The 14,959-nt window shown below is 72.2% G+C and carries 10 protein-coding genes; all 10 read left to right on the forward strand.

The window, feature by feature from the left end:
- Positions 1-2: 2 nt before the first annotated feature.
- Positions 3-3,398 (forward strand): hypothetical protein, encoded by a 3,396-nt coding sequence (locus BKE38_RS02815; RefSeq protein ID WP_076955855.1) that lies wholly within the window; start codon positions 3-5, stop codon positions 3,396-3,398.
- Positions 3,399-3,402: 4 nt separating this feature from the next.
- Positions 3,403-6,270 (forward strand): M23 family metallopeptidase, encoded by a 2,868-nt coding sequence (locus BKE38_RS02820; RefSeq protein WP_076955856.1) that lies wholly within the window; start codon positions 3,403-3,405, stop codon positions 6,268-6,270.
- Positions 6,270-7,394: a hypothetical protein gene (locus tag BKE38_RS02825; RefSeq protein WP_076955857.1), complete on the forward strand. Its 1,125-nt coding sequence runs from the start codon at positions 6,270-6,272 to the stop codon at positions 7,392-7,394. Before BKE38_RS02820 ends, BKE38_RS02825 begins: the two co-directional genes overlap by 1 nt.
- 5 nt (positions 7,395-7,399) lie before the next feature.
- Positions 7,400-8,035 (forward strand): phage baseplate assembly protein V, encoded by a 636-nt coding sequence (locus tag BKE38_RS02830; protein WP_076955858.1) that lies wholly within the window; start codon positions 7,400-7,402, stop codon positions 8,033-8,035.
- A 12-nt stretch (positions 8,036-8,047) separates the two neighbouring features.
- Positions 8,048-8,443 carry a PAAR domain-containing protein gene (locus BKE38_RS02835; protein WP_076955859.1) on the forward strand — a complete coding sequence of 132 codons (396 nt, stop codon included), beginning with the start codon at positions 8,048-8,050 and terminating at the stop codon, positions 8,441-8,443.
- Complete coding sequence (locus BKE38_RS02840; RefSeq protein WP_076955860.1) at positions 8,444-8,893, forward strand: GPW/gp25 family protein; 450 nt, start codon at positions 8,444-8,446, stop codon at positions 8,891-8,893.
- 15 nt (positions 8,894-8,908) lie between these two features.
- The gene (locus tag BKE38_RS02845) at positions 8,909-10,654 is read left to right on the forward strand and encodes a baseplate J/gp47 family protein (RefSeq protein WP_076955861.1); all 1,746 of its coding nucleotides are present in this window, start codon (positions 8,909-8,911) and stop codon (positions 10,652-10,654) included.
- 5 nt (positions 10,655-10,659) lie between these two features.
- The gene (locus tag BKE38_RS31745; protein ID WP_076955862.1) at positions 10,660-13,050 is read left to right on the forward strand and encodes a ligand-binding sensor domain-containing protein; all 2,391 of its coding nucleotides are present in this window, start codon (positions 10,660-10,662) and stop codon (positions 13,048-13,050) included.
- Positions 13,043-14,539 carry a hypothetical protein gene (locus tag BKE38_RS02855; RefSeq protein WP_076955863.1) on the forward strand — a complete coding sequence of 499 codons (1,497 nt, stop codon included), beginning with the start codon at positions 13,043-13,045 and terminating at the stop codon, positions 14,537-14,539. The genes BKE38_RS31745 and BKE38_RS02855 overlap by 8 nt, the downstream gene beginning before the upstream one ends.
- 5 nt (positions 14,540-14,544) lie before the next feature.
- The coding region (locus tag BKE38_RS02860) for a hypothetical protein (protein ID WP_207553472.1) at positions 14,545-14,959 on the forward strand (415 nt) is incomplete at its 3' end.

A 14,959-nucleotide genomic window follows, 5' to 3' on the forward strand; every position in this document is an offset into this window, starting at 1 on the left:
CCATGCCGACGCTGATCGACAACCTCGCTGCCAGCCTGGATGCCGCGCCGCTGCAGCAAAGCCTGGCCGGTGAGGTCGCCAAGCTGCAGGCCGCCGCGGAGGCGGCCGCGGCCCTGGCTGACGGCAGGTCGAGCGGCGTCACCGATGTCATGGCGCGCATCGCCGCGCTGGCGCCGCTGCCTTTGCCGATCGATCCGAGCTTCGTCACGGCGCTTGGCGCGGCGAAAGTCGCACTGCCTGCGGATCTCGGCGCGCTGACCTCAGGCGCTGCCGGTCAGCTGGCCGGTTTCACCACCCTGCTGCAGGATCGTCTGGCACCGCTGCTGGACAAGGCGCTGGCCGTGGCGCAGGCGGTGGAGAAGCTTGGCGCGCTGGATCTGCGGTGCCGCGCGGACGATGTCGCGGAGGCGAAGCCGACTTCGCCGGCGGGCCAAAGGCTGCAACAGGTGTCGGCGCAGGTGGCGACGACGCAGTCCATGCTTCAGGCCTTGCCGCAGCCCCTGACGGCCGGATCACTGCTGGAGCACCTGCTGGGTGGCACGCTGCCGGATGAGCGCAGCCGCGTGCTTGTCGGCGGCGTGCCGCTTCTCGATGACGTGCTGCAGCCGTTGCAGACCGCTCTCCGTTGGATGAGGCTCGATGCGGATGGCGTGGCCGCGCATCTGGCAGGCAGCCTCGATGCGCTGCGCCAGCGGCTGCAGGAAGCCGGCCCTGACCGCTTGGCGTCCACGCTCACGCCGTTGACGGCGCTCGTTCCCGCACTGCGTGTCGGCGACGTCCAGGCCTTTGCCGAAGCCTACCGGTCGGCGGGTGAGGCGCTGGCCACCGCGATCGGCGCGAAGGCGACGGCAGACATCGAAGCGGCCGCCGATGCCATGCAGGCGGCTGTGGATGGTTGGGTGGCGCTGCGTGCAGCACTCGATCCGACCTTCGTCGTGCCCTTGCAGCCGTTGCTGCCGCGGGTGACCGACACGTCGCAGGCGATGCTGGATGCCCTGCTGCATCTCGTGGTGCAGCTGGAGCCGCTGGACCTGTCGAGCAGCGTGGCGCAGATCCCTGCACTGCGTCCGGGCGATACGCCTGAGGCCGATGCGGTGGCCGCCTTGCTCGCACCCTTGATCGACCTCGCCGAGGATTTGGCAGAGGCGTTGAATTTCTCGGCACTGAGCGGCCCTGTGGGCGAGGTCGCTGAGGAGGCACAGGCCATTGCCGATGCCGTCAGCAGCGCGCTGTCGACGCTGGCAATCGAGACGCGCGCCGCCTTTGCCGGGGTGGAGCAGGCGGTGGCGGCTGCGGGCCTCACCACGCTTCAGGCCAGGCTGCAGGAGGGCATCGCTCAGACCGGCACTGCGCTGCGGCAAGGCGTCGGCGATGCTTTCGCACCGATGCGGCAAGGCCTGACCGCGGCGGTCGACGGCTTGGAGCAGGCCCTGGCGCTGCTCGACGCTGCGGCGATCACCGCGGCCCTGCAGCAGGTCATCGACAGCATCGCAAACGTGCTGGAAGACCCGGCGCTGGGTGGCGCAATCCGCGAGCTGCTTGCGACGCTGGACGAGGTCGCCGCGCTGCTGGCCAATCTCTCCTTCACGCCGGTCACCGACGAGGTCGTCACCTTGATCGAGACGATGACCAAGGGCCTGCGCGCACTACAGTCGACGCCGCTGAATGGCGCGGTCAGCAGTATGCTCGACGCGGCCCTGGAGGTCCTGCCGCCGGATTTGGAGCCCGTCACTGACCCGCTGATCGACGACTTCGCGGAGTTGGTCGAGGAAGGGCCGATCGTCGTGCTGATGGCGGTACGTGACAAGCCGCGCGAGGTGCTCGACCAGATCCGCAGCTTCGATCCTGGCAGCCTTGTTGGCGAGACCCTGGGGGCGCCCTATCAGCAGATGCTGCAGACGCTGGAAGGCTTCGTCCCCAGCAGCCTGCTGGACGGGGTGCGCGAGGAGCTGGATCGCCAGAAGCGCCGCCTGCGGAGCAGCGTAAAGCCCTCTGAGGCCCTGGCGCCGGTCAATGCCGCCTTCGACTCGCTGCTGAATGCGCTGGACGGTTTCTCGCCCGACGCCGTGCTGGCCCCGATGGAAGCGGCGGTGGAAAAGACGATCCAGGACGCCATTGCCGCCTTGCCGGTTGATGCTGCCATGTCCGAGCTCAACGGCGTCTTCGGCACGATCCAGGCGCTGCACGACATGCTGTCGGAGGCCTCCTCCTGCATGGCGCAGGCGATCGATGCGGTGACGGCGCTGACCGATGCCAATGCACAGCTCGATGCCTGGCGCGACGCGGCTTTGCAGCGCTTCGACGCAATTCCTGCCGGTGGTGCAGTGGACCAGGCGCTGGAAGATCTGCGAAGCGCGCTGCAGGCGACACGACATGCCGATCTTCTGGCGCAGCACGACAGTCTGGCGGCGCCGCTTGTTGTGGCGCTCGGTGCCCTGAATCCTGCGCAGCATCTGGCAGCGATGGTGGCGCTGCAGCAGCGGCTTCGCCCTCTGGTGGCCGGTCTGCCGGCTGGGGTGCTGCGCTCCAAGGTTCAGGCAGCGGTCGCGGCCTTCGATCCTCTTGATCCGGCCCAGACCGGGGCGCTTCGCGCCGCTGGTCAGCTTGCCGCCGCACTGGCGGCCAGCCGTACAGCGATGCAGAGCCTTCAGGGCAGCTGGGATAGCCTGCTGCATGGCGCCGAAGGGGGGCTGACCGCCGTCGCCGCCTCCGCCGCCGGCCGGGCCGCCTTGCGGGCCGAACTGAAGGATGGGCTGGATGCCGCCCTGGCATTCCTGCGGCCTCTCTTTGCGCGTCTGGTGGCCGCCCTGGCGCCGCTGCAGGGCCTGGCGCAGGTGCTGATGGCCGTGCGGCAGAAGCTGCAGGACGGCGTCGGCGATCTGGCGACAGGTCCCGCCTCATTTCAGGCGATCGCGCAGGCGGTGCAGCAGGTTGTCGATACGCTGCGCAGCATCGATCTCGGCTTCCTGCGCGAAGCGCTGGACGACACCTTCCGCGCTGTGCGCGGGCAGATCGCGGCGCTCGGTCCCAGGCCCTTGGCCATCGCCCTGGACCGCGAATTCGCGGCGGTGCTGGACGCCATCAGCCTCGAAGCCATCCTGCCGCCGGAAGAGATCGCGGCCATCGACGATGCCTATGCCGGCATGGTCGAGCAGTTGCGAGCGCTCGATCCGCAGAAGCTCGTTGCCGATCTGCTCCAGCCGCTCTTCGACGAGACCATCCTGCCGATGGTCGACGCGCTCGACCTGACGCCGGTGATCGATTCGCTGATCGCCGCGATGCAGGGGTTGGACGACGCGTTGCGCGAGGAGCTCGGGAGGGTCAACACGGCCTACAAGTCGCTCTGGGCGGCCCGGCCCTCGAGCAATTCCGCCGCCGCTGGCCTGGCGGTGGGATAGCGCCATGGCTCTGCGCAACGCCCTGCTGCAGCCTCAGACCTTCGGCCAGCCGGCAGCGGATGCCGAGGCGGCGCTGGCCGATGATGTCCTGCGGCTGGCAGCGCTGCTGGCCGAGGATGCCGCGCAAGGCGGACCCCTGCCGCAGATCCTGCGGGAGGCGCTTCTCTCGATCGAGCCGCATCTGCGCGCCACCTTGGAGCCGCGGCTGGGCGCGGCAAGTGCCCGCGCCGACGGCTTGATCTCGCCCCTGCGCGACTGGATCCAGCGCATGGCGACATCGGTCGCCGCGATCGAGGATGATCCGACCGGCATTCCGGCGCGGATGCGCCAGATGCTGCGCGATCTTCGCGCTCTCGTTGACGGCCTGACCCTTCCGAAGGTGCGGGGGCTTGTCGATCAGCTGCGCGCCTTGGTGCAGGATGAATTGCAGCTGGCACCGGATCAGCTGCTGGCGTTGTTGACAGCCGCGCTGGACGCAGCCTTGGTGAAGCTCGCGACGCCGGCCCCGGGCAGCACGCCGGAGCAGCGGCGCCGGCAACGTCTTCTTGCCGCCATCTGCACCAGGTTGCGGCTGCGCCTGAACGGGGTGGTGCTGCCGCCGCTGGATCTGGAGCCGCTGGCGCGCCTCGCCTTCGATTGCCTGGCCCGCGCCGGTCTGCAGGACGCCTTGGCACAGATCGAATGCGCCCTGGACGCGATGGAGGCCGCGACCGAGGTGTCCGGCGCCGTTATTGCGGCGTTGCGCCCGACGCCGCAGCCCGTAGGCGCCGGCGTGGTGCCGCTCGAGAGCAGCGCGAACTACGCCTGGTATGCCAGCTGGCTGCTGGCCGATCAGGATCTTCCGCTCTATGGCCTGTCCGACCTCAAGGATCCGCGCGGTCTGCTGACGCTGCTGCAGGAAGCGCGCACCGATCTGGCGCGGGCGCTTCGGGAGGCGCTGGATCCGGTCCTGCTGTCGCCGTTGGACGCGGCCGGTACGGATGCCGATCCGGATCGCGCCACGCAGTTGCTGGCCCTCGCGGCGGTCAACCAGGCGATGCAGACCCTCGTGCTGATCGACAAGCGGGGCATGCTGGCGCAGTTTCCCGTGCTGGAGCCGGACGCGCTCAGCGCGGAGCTGCGCGATCTGCGCGACAGGTATCTCGCCGACGGCTCGCTGCTGATGTTCAACCGGAAGGTGCTCGACGCGGCCTTTCCGGCGCTGTTCGAAGGCGTGGCGGATGGTGCCGGCGCCTGGATCGGCAAGACGGCCGGCGGCCTGCTGGCCTGGCCGCGGCAGCAGGTTTTTGTGAGCGCCGATCGCCGCTTCGTTCTGTGCGACGACAAGCCGCTGCTGGCGGGTGACAGCGTCACCTGGGATCAGGCGGCGATCTTCGGCGCGGCGGTACCGGGGCGGCTCGGCTTCGCCTGCAACGCCATCTCTGCCGGGGTCTGCGAGGGCTTCGCGCAGATCCTCGGCACGGGATCGGAAGCTGGCAAGGCGCTGTGGCATCTGCTGCAGATGCAACCAGGCCACCAGGCGCAGAACGCCATCGCCGGCGGCGTGGAGATCGCCGAGACGCTGCAGCAGATCCTCTTCGGCCGGCCGACCGGCGCCTGGTTCCTGGAAGAAGGTTCCGGCGCGCGCGGTTTCGGCCGCTGGCATGATTCGGCGATCGGGCCGAAGGGCCTCGCGGTCTTCGCCGCCTCCTTCCAGGGCCTGCACACGGCGGCGCCTTTCGGCAATTGCCTGAAGTTCTGGCTGACCGTGGTGCTGACCGACATTGTCCGCGTCGCCGGGCCGGCCAAGACCACGGGCATGATCCGCGACGTCATCCTCGACGTGATCACGCTGGTCAATCACGAGGTGCCTGCCGATGCGACGAAGGAGCCGGCGAACCGGCTGAAGCAGGACGGCCTGACCGGCGTGGCCGACTTCGCCTTCGGCATGCTGCTGCAGTCGCTCTACCGCCGCGACGACTATTCCATCATGCTCTGGGGCCGGGCGGGCGCCGGCGCCAACCGCGAGCGCGCCATGCTGGGCTACTGGCTGCTCGGCTCGGCGCTGACCGGCATCGCCGCCGGCAGCAGCGGCGCGCTGCTGGCGCAGGTCACGGCGCGGCGCTTGGACTGGAGGCTCTGGCTGGAGAGCGTCGGCACCTCGGCGTTGAAGAGCTTCCTGCTGTTCTGGGTGCTGAACTACCTGCTGAAGGAGAACGACACGGATGGCGGCCGGTACCGCCCCGGTGGCGGCAGCTTCCCGGGCTATCCCAGCAAGGAGAAGGCGCCCTCGCCCTATCTCCTGCCCTATTCGAAGGACCAGTCGCTCTTCGTCATCCAGGCGAATCTCGGCCTGTTCAGCCACAACTACCTGTCGAACGCGAATCTGACCGGCGGCGCCTCGGCGACGCAGCAGACCTATGCCTACGACTTCGGACACGATTTCGACGCCGGTATCGCCTGTGCCCGCGCCGGCGTCGTGTGGTCCTTCGTCGAAAGCATCCCCGACAGCGACGAGAGCGACTGGAACTTCATCATCATCCGGCATGGCACGCCCGATCCCGTGCATGACGATGCCGGTGCCGGCCCCCGCGTCACCTACGCGGTCTATGGCCATCTCTCGACCGGCGGCGTGACGCGGGCCTTCGGCGGCACAGCACCCGTCCAGGAATCGATGAGCGCGGGCAACGGCACCGCGGTGACACAGGGCCAGATCATCGGCCTCGCCGGCGACACCGGCATGAGCTTCCACAACCACCTGCACATGCACGTCCTGGCCGACAACGGATCCGGCCAGCCGGATACCAGCATCGCCATCCCCTTTGTCTTCCAGGATGTCGAGGGCGATGGCGTGCTCAGAAGCCGCCGCTGGTACAAGTCGGGGAACGGGTGATGGACCTCGAGCTTCCCTCGCTTGCCGGCGGCACGCAGCCGGCGATCCTGCGGCCCCGGGTGGCGCTTGACTTTGCGCCTGCCGCCGGCGAGGGCGGCGGCATGCTCGGCGCCCTCTCGGATGCGGCCTCGGCACTCGGGCTGGGCGGCGATGCGGCGGCGCTGGCGGATCGCCTGATCTCGCTGCGGCTGGTGCGCAGCCTGGCGCCGGAGGTCGACAGCGCCGAGTTCCTGCTGCTGCCCGAGGGCGCACCGCCTTTCGCGGCCGGCGATCCCGGCAGCATCACTTTGGCGGCGGCCGATGCCAGCGCCCGCTTCCCCTGCCGCGTCGAGGCGGTGGAGCAGCGCGGCCACGGGCTGTTGCGAGCGCTGGCCGGCAATGGCGGTCGCATCCTGGCGCAGAGCCGCCTCAGCCGCAGCTATGCCAATCAGGATGCCGGGGCGATCATCGGGGATCTTGCGCAGCAGGCAGGGGTGGACAGCGCCGTCGGCAGCCTCGGCCGCAGCCTGCCGCGCTATGTCGCCGATGACCGCCGCAGCCTCTACGAGCATGTCGCGGCACTGGCGGCCTCGGCCGGCCGGCTCGCCGGCTTCGACGAGGACGGCAGGCTGGCGCTGCTCGACGACACCGCCACAGGCGAGGCGCTGGCGACCTTCACGCTCGGCGTCGACATTCTCGACATGCGGCTGGTGGACCGGCTGCCGCATGCCGGCGCGCTGCTGGTCGATGGCGCCGGCGCGGCCGATGCCGGCGGCGGCGAGGCCTGGTCCTGGCTTCGCAAGCAGGTCGGGCCGCTGCGCGCCGCCTCGGGCGAGGGCACGCCGCAGCGCCGCCTGGCGGCGCCCTGGCTGACGGCGCCGCAGGCAGTGGCCGGGCTCTTGGGCGCGCGGTCTCGGGCGGAGGCGCGGCAGCGGCGTTTCGGCCGGCTGCTGGTGCAGGGTGCGCCACAGCTGCGCCCCGGTGCGCTGGTGGCACTGAAGGGAACCCCGGCCGATGGGAACTGGCTGATCACGCGGCTGGAGCAGCGCTTCGACGCGCGCCACGGCCTGACCGCGCGGCTGGACATCGCCGAGGCCGGCGGTGGCGGCGGCGGCCTGGCTTCCGCATTGGGAGGCCTGTTGTGACCGGCATGGCCTTCCAGGATATCCGCCGCATCATCCGCGAGGAGCTGCGCGCGCTGCGCCTCGCCGAGCTCGCCGTGGTGCAGGAGGTGCATCCGCATGCCGCCGAGGGCGACCAGGACAACTACGCCTGTACCGTGCGGCTGCGCGACGACGACATGGTGCTGGCGCGCGTGCCGCTGGCCACCGCGCGGATCGGCCTCGCCGCCATTCCCGATGTGGGCGACCTGGTGCTGGTGCAGTTCCTCGGCGGCGACGTCAACGCGCCGCTGATCACCGCCAGCTTCTACAACGACGAGGACCGCCCGCCGCTGAACCAGGCGGGCGAGGCCGTGCTGGTCCTGCCGCCCGATGCCGGCGAGGGCGAGGGCGTGCATCTGACGCTGCAATCGAAGGAGGCGCCGCGCACCCTGCTGACGCTGGGCGGCGCGCTGGAGGTGACGCTGCAGGACGACGACCCGGTGGTGCGCATCGCCGTCGCCGGCAAGGCGGAGGTCAGCATCGCCAGCGACGGCGCCGTGCTGGTGAAGAGCAGCACGGGCATCACGCTGGAAGGCGGCGAGCTGTCGATGAAGGGCAGCAAGGTGACGATCGAGGCGCAGGGCCAGCTGGTGCTCAAGGGCGCCACCATCGACCTGAACTGAGGGGAGGGGGCAGTGGGACAGCCGGCGGCGAAGCAGGACGACATGGTGATGGCGACGGATATCCACATCGTCATGCTGCCGACGCCGGGCGGCCCGGTGCCGACGCCGCTGCCGCATCCCTTCGCCGGCAGGCTCGATGGCGGGCTCAGCAGCGACGTCAGGATCGGCGGCAAGGCCGCGGCGGTGCAGGGCAGCACCGCGACCCATTCGCCAGGCCATGTTCCACAGGGCGGCCCCTTCCAGTCTCCGCCCAAGAATTCGGGGCAGGTCATGCTGGGCAGCATGACGGTGCGCATCAACGGCAAGCCGGCCGCGCGCAACGGCGACATCGTGCTCACCTGCAACGATCCCGCGGATCTGCCGGCAGGGCAGGTGGTGGCGGTCGGCACGGTGATGATCGGGGGCTGAATGGCGGGCGAGACCCTCTTCCGGGATGTCGCGCTGGAGCTGGTGGACAGCCGCGCCCTGTCGCTCTACCGCGCGCGCCAGACGGAAAGCCGGCGCACCGGCGGCCTGCGGCTGCGCGACCTCGGCAGCGTCGAGGGGCGCGACAACCTGGCCCAGGCGCTGGTGACGCGGCTGCTGACGCCGCGCGGCGAGCTGGCGGCGCTGGGCCATCCGCTCTACGGCTCGCGCCTGCACGAGGTGGTGGGCGCGCTGAACAACCCGACGACGCACAACCTGGCCAAGCTCTTCGTCATCGAGGCGCTGAAGCAGGAGCGCCGCGTCGCCCGCATCGTCGGCGTGCAGGTCGCGCCGCATCCGACCAACCGCTTCATGATCACCATCGGCATCCAGCTGGTGCCCGTCGGCGAGGATGTGGTCCTCGACTTCGGGCCGCTGGCGCTGGAACTCTGAGAAGGGGCGCGGGCCATGGCCTTCAGGCGACGCGACTACCCGGAAGTGCTGGACGGCATGCTGACCGCGCTGATCGGCGGCGTCGCGGCCGAGCCGCATCCCTATCCGCCGCCCGCCGGCGGCGAGCCACCGCGCCACCTGCTGGAGGCGCCGCCGGCCCGCCGCCTGGTCTCGGTCTATGGCGCCCGCAACGGCCTGTCCTTCCGCTTCAAGGCGGATGCCGATTTCGAGATGGCGTCCGACGGCACCGCCCTGGTCTGGCGCAAGGGCGGCGCGCGGCCGGATGCGGGCACGCTGATCGAGGTCAACTACCTGAAACGCGACACCGCCGCGCTGCTGACCGATCTCGAGGTCGGCAGCGTCACGCGGACGCTGGTCGAATCCATGGCGCGCGAGGTTGCCCGGCTGCAGGCGCAGCTGGAGGCGGTGCAGGATGCCGGCTTCGTCGACAGCGCCAGCGGCGGCGCGCTCGACAAGGTTGTTTCTCTCCTTGGCGTGCAGCGGATTCCGGCGGATCGCGCCACGGCCACGCTGCGCTTCGACCGGGCGGAGGGCGCGCCGGGCGCCATCACCATCCCCGGCGGCACCCGCGTCATCGATGCGGCGGTGCAGGTGGAATACGAGACGGTGGCCGAGATCACCCTCGCGCCCGGCCAGCCGCGCATCCAGGTCGAGGCGCGCGACGTCGAGCCCGGCAATGCCCCCGTCGCCGCCGACCTGCTGACGGTGCTGGCCGTGCCGATCGCCGGCATCGCCCGCGTCACCAACCCGGCCCCCGCGCGCCGCGGCAGCGCCGCCGAGACCGATGCGGCGCTGCGCGCCCGCGCCCAGGGCGCGCTGACAGGGGGCGAGCGCGCGACGCTCGGCGCGCTGCGCGCGGCGCTGGCGCGGCAGCTGGTGCAGGGCGAGGTGACCGAGCCGGCCGACCGCCCCGGCGTCGTCGTCGTCACGCCCGTGACCGAGGGGCTGACGCCGGAGCGCCAGGAGCAGCTGCTGGCGGCGCTGGAAGATGCGCGCCCGGCCGGCATCCGGCTGGAGGTGACGGGCGCTGCAGTACCGGCGGCGGTGGAGATCGACCTGGGCCTCGTCACGCGCGCGGGCCTGGCGCCCACTGCCATCGCCGCCGCGCATGAAGCCGTGCGCCGCGCCATCGAGGAGTTCTTCGCGGCGCTGCCGATCAGGTCGGATGCCAGCATCAACCAGATCGTCGGCCGGGTGCTGCGCGTCGAGGGCGTGGAAGACGTCTCGATCCTGGCCGCCCAGAAGCGGCTGGCCACGGGGGCGGCGGTCGACGTGCTGGATGCGGCGGGCGGCAGGCTCAGCCTCGCCGATCAGCCGGTGGTGCTGCGGGCGCTGAGCATTTCCGACCCGGCCCTGCCGACGCGGGCCGATCTGGTCATCCGCTTCCCGGCAGCGGCCGCGGCGCCGGACCGCAACGCCGTCGTCGCGGCGCTGGAAGCGGCCTTCGCCTATCTCGCTGGGGTGGCCGCCGATCCTGCGACCGACGGCACGCCGGCGCGGATCGTCTCCTACGGCAAGCTGCTGGCGATCCTGCCGGCGCCGGTCGGGCAGGGGCTGGACCTGGCCGGCTATGACGGCGCCGCGCCGCTGCCGGGCGATGCCGGCGACTACGACGTTTCTCTCTTCATCGCCCAGGCCAATGGGCTGACGCAGATCCTGGCGACGCCGGCTGACAGCTATGAGCTCAGCGGCGGCGAGCGCCTGGTGGTCGGCCAGGCCAGCCTCGAGCCGGAGGAGTGAACGACATGGCTGGCGCGGAACGACTGGCGGCGCTGCTTCCCTCGCTCTGGCGGCCGGAGCTGTCGGTCGCCGGCGCGGCCGAGCTGCTGCCGGCGCTGCTGCGCGCCGCCGGGGCGCAGCTGGATTCCGCCGGGATCGCTGCCGGCGACATCCTGCAGGCGCATTGGTTCCGTTATGCCGACAGCGCGCTGACCTCGCCCTTCGTTGCGCGCGGGCGGCAGCTGTCCGGGCAGAAGCCGCTGCTGCCCGGCGCGCCGGAGGCCCAGCGGCATCCCTATCTGGACGACCTGCCGCGCCTTGCCTCGCTGCTGGGCCTGGCGCCGTGGCGCGAGCCGGACTCGGCGCGGGAGACGGTGGAGGAATTCCGCCGCCGCGTGGCGCGGCTGGTGGCGCTGTATCGCGAGGGGCTGGGCAGCCGGGCGGCAATGCTGGGCATGGCGCTGGCCAGCCTGCCGCCGGCGGATCGCGATGCGGCGGCCGGGCTGACCGAACGCGGGTTGTCGCTGCAGGAATTTGCGCCCGCTGCCCTCCGCTGGCAGGCCGTGGCCTCGCGCGGCGCGCCGGAGGGCATGCTGGGCGCGTTGATGCGCTTCGCCGTCGACAGCGGCGCGGTGCTGGACAGCACCGCGATGCTGGTGATCCAGGGTGTCGCGCCGGAGGCCGGCAGGATCGCGGCGACCGAGCAGCCGATGCTGGAACGCTTCGATCCCGCGACCGGCAGGGGCGTCGGCATCGCCTATGCCGGGACGCTGGCGCCGGACCAGGCGCTGGCCATCCTGCCCGCCTTTACGTCCTGGCTGGGCGGCGCCGAGGGCATCGCCACGGCCCGCCACACGGCGACGCCGGCGCTGCCGGCCGATCCCACCGCGCCCGGCCCCTGGGCGGCGGCCACCGGCGCGCCGGAGGACAGCGCCGTGGCCCTGGTCGCGGCGGCGGACGGGGCGCTCTGGGCGGCGGTGAACGGGGCGGCGGCCGGCGCGCTGTGGCGCTTCGACGGCACGGCCTGGGCGGCGGCGCTGGAGGATCTTCCCCTGCTGCAGGCGATGGTCGTCGATGGCGACACGCTGCTGCTCGGCACCGCCACAGGGCTGGCGCGGCTCCCCGTGCTGGTGGCGCCGCTGGCGGCGACCACGGTCGACGGACCCGCGGTGCAGGGATTTGCGCGTGCCGAGGGCTGGTGGCTGGCGACGGCGACCGGCTGCGCGCGGCTGGGCGAGGAGGATGCCATCGAGCCGCTCGGCCCCGGCACGCGCGCGGAGACCCGGGCCCGCTTCGCCGCGGTCTGGGCCGATGCCGACGGCCCGGTCTTCTTCGGCGGCGAGGCCGGGCTGTTCCGCCATGATCCGGCGCGTGGCCTCTGGCATGTCTATGGCGGCGGCAGCGGCGACGAGACCGTGCCCGACTGGACGCCCTGGGACCCGGCGGCCGATGCGCTGCCCACGGCGCGCTTCCTGCCGCCGGTCACCGCGCTGCGCCGCGGCGCCGATCGCAGCCTGTGGATCGGCACCGCTTCCGGCATCGCCCGCTACCGGGCGCAGCGCATCGCCGGCACCTATGCGACGCTGCTGCAGGCCTGGCCGGAGCTCGGCGCCATGCCGGTCTCGGCCATCGCGGAAGACGAGCGCCAGTCGCTGTGGTTCGCGACCGGGCGCGGGCTGCTGACCTTCGACGGGATCGACTGGCGCCAGGCGCAGGACGGATCGCTCGCCCGGCTGCCGCGCGCGGCCGAGGCTGCGCCGCGCCACTGGCGCTTCGACCGCGACGCGGCGCGCTGGCAGGTGCGCACGGCCGGGGGCTTCGCTGCGGCGACGCCGGAGCTGCTGACCACCGTCGAGGCGGCGGTGCAGGCCATCGCCTGGACCGACGGCGCCACGGGACTGCTCGGCAGCTTCGACGGCAGCCGCTTCACCGCCAGCGAGGACGCCCCCGCGGCGCTGCAGCGTCGCGCCAGGCCGGAGGCGACGCGGATCCTGACCGGCGGCATCCCCGCCGTGCCGCGGCTGCCGCCGGGCCGGTCGCAATGGCGCTATCTGCAGGTCGAGGAAGCCGATCCGCCCACGCCGCGCAGCCTGCCGGCCTGGACGCGCGAGGGCCGCCTGCTGCCGCCGCCGGAGGAAGCCGCGGCGCCGATGGAGGCGCGCTTCCTCGCAGGCGGCGTCAGTGAAGAAGAAGACCAGGTCTTCTCCTTCGATCCTTCGGCAAAGATCTGGATCGGCTGGCAGCCGCGCGCCGCCTTCTCGGTGACGCTGCGGCTGCAGCCGGCGGCGGCGACGGAAACCATGGCCGATCCGGTGCTGGACCGGCTGCAGCAGGGGCTGGACCGGGTGCGGCCGGCCGGGGTGCGGGTGCGGATCGCGCTGGGCGAGACCGTGGTCAGGGGAGGCGAGCATGGGTGAGCTGGTCGACGACTATGCCGGCAAGGTCGCCGGCGAGCTGGTCCGGGCCGCCGACTGGAACGGGCTGATCGCGGCCATCGAGACGCAGCTGACCGGGCTGGAGAGCGGGCTCGGCGCGCGGATCGACGCGCTGACCGCGCGCGCCACGGCGGCCGAGGCGCAGCTCGCAACGCTCGCCGCCAGCCTGGTACCGCTGCAGGGGCTGGCCACCGCCCTGCGGCAGCGGCTGCGGCGCATCGACCTGCAGACCACGCGCGCCACCTTCGCCGTCGGCGAGCGGGGCGAGATCGTCGCCCGCATCGCCCAGATCGACGGCGCCGGGCTGGACCTGGCCAATGCGGCGACGCGGCCCTGGATCGATTTCGTGACCCTCTGGGGCTCGCTGAAGCCGGCCTCGGGCTTCGTCTCGCGCAGCGGCTCGGGCGGGCGCAGCGTCTCGGTGCAGGTCAATGCGGCGGGCGAGGCGCGCGTCCTGCTGCGGGCGGAACAGGCGGAATCCTTCGCCGAGGAGCAGGAGCTCGAGATCAACGCGGTGATGCAGACCATGGTCGGCGGCGCCACCGTGGCGCAGCAGATTCTCTCGGCTCCGACGCCGGCCTCGGACAGCGTGCGCCCGGCCTTCGGCGCCATCTCGGCCGCCTATGAACGGGCCGACACCAATGTCATGCAGTCCTTCGTCGACGGCCACCACCTGCGCAATTCCGTCGTCAACTACGCGCTGCCCAGTGCGGTGAACCGGCTGACCTGGCGCGACTATCCGACCACGGTGCTGGCCTTCCTGAAGCCCGATGCCGATCCGGCCAGCGCCGACGGCGCCCAGGCGGTCGGCGCCATCGAGGTGATCTTCCGCGACTGGGTGCATGTCTGGACCATCATCGACTACCTGCCGCCGCCGCCGATCCTGGTCGACCGCTACCGCGACCGTTTCCGCGGCCGCGTCGGCGTCGATTTCGGCGAGGCGGTGAAGGGCATCTTCGAGGTGGTGCAGGAGGAGACGCTGGGCCGCGGGCTGCTCGGCCGGCAGAAGATGCTGCAGGCGGCGCAGCAGGCGGTGCAGACGCTGGCGGGCGACGGCCGCCCGGTCACCTTCATGGAGCAGCTGGTCGACAGCGTCAGCGGCGGGCTGCAGGCGCAGCAGGGGCTGCTGTTCAGCCAGGCGGTGACGCCGATGATGGCGCAGGATGTCGGGCTGGGCGCCGCCATCGGCAAGGCCGCCGCCAGCGGGCCGATCGCCGCCGGCGCCGAGGGCCGCGCCATCCGCGCCGAGCTGGACACCAAGCTGTCCACCAGCGAGGTCCGCATCCTCGACAATGTCCGCGCCGAAACCGCCGAATTCTCCAACCAGCTGCTGCGCGAGGACGGCCCGGTGCGCCGCGCCGAGAACATCGCCATCGAGGCCCAGGCGGCCGCCAAGCAGGCCAACACGGCGCTGGGCGGCAAGGCCGACATGGCGGTGCTCGGCCAGTTCCTCAACCTGCGGCCGGGCTGACCGCCATGGCGGCGCCGCTGCCGATCCGATTGGCGATCCGTCCCGCGGTGACGCGGCCCTGGCTGGGGCAGGGGCTGCGGCTGACCTTCCAGGTCACCGATGCCGAGGGCCGCGGCCTGCCGGGCATTCCGCTGACCTGCCTGGCCGGCTGGGGCGTGCTGTCGGCGCGCGACGGGGCGGAGGCGCAGCGCGGCGCCTCGGTCGCCATCGCCAGCGGCCCCTCGGGCCTCGCCACCATCGAGCTGGAGCCGCCGCTGACCCCGCCGCTGCCGGTCGAGCAGCGGGCCAGCCTGGCCGCGGCGCTGGCGGCGCTGGGCCCGGCCGGGCTGGATGCGGCGGGGCTGGCCAAGGCCCTGGCCGGCCTGGCCGCGGCCTATCGCGCCGAGGCCGGGGAGGCGCTGCGCGCCGCGGTCGACCGGC

The sequence above is a fragment of the Teichococcus deserti genome, from assembly GCF_001982615.1.
Lineage (GTDB): Bacteria > Pseudomonadota > Alphaproteobacteria > Acetobacterales > Acetobacteraceae > Pseudoroseomonas > Pseudoroseomonas deserti.

Excerpts from the sequence above, each read along its gene's own strand:
- BKE38_RS02845 (WP_076955861.1), top strand. The coding sequence starts at position 8,909 with ATGGCCTTCAGGCGACGCGACTACCCGGAAGTGCTGGACGGCATGCTG.
- BKE38_RS02830 (WP_076955858.1), top strand. The coding sequence starts at position 7,400 with ATGGCCTTCCAGGATATCCGCCGCATCATCCGCGAGGAGCTGCGCGCG.
- BKE38_RS02855 (WP_076955863.1), top strand. The coding sequence starts at position 13,043 with ATGGGTGAGCTGGTCGACGACTATGCCGGCAAGGTCGCCGGCGAGCTG.
- BKE38_RS02825 (WP_076955857.1), top strand. The coding sequence starts at position 6,270 with ATGGACCTCGAGCTTCCCTCGCTTGCCGGCGGCACGCAGCCGGCGATC.
- BKE38_RS02840 (WP_076955860.1), top strand. The coding sequence starts at position 8,444 with ATGGCGGGCGAGACCCTCTTCCGGGATGTCGCGCTGGAGCTGGTGGAC.
- BKE38_RS02820 (WP_076955856.1), top strand. The coding sequence starts at position 3,403 with ATGGCTCTGCGCAACGCCCTGCTGCAGCCTCAGACCTTCGGCCAGCCG.
- BKE38_RS31745 (WP_076955862.1), top strand. The coding sequence starts at position 10,660 with ATGGCTGGCGCGGAACGACTGGCGGCGCTGCTTCCCTCGCTCTGGCGG.
- BKE38_RS02815 (WP_076955855.1), top strand. The coding sequence starts at position 3 with ATGCCGACGCTGATCGACAACCTCGCTGCCAGCCTGGATGCCGCGCCG.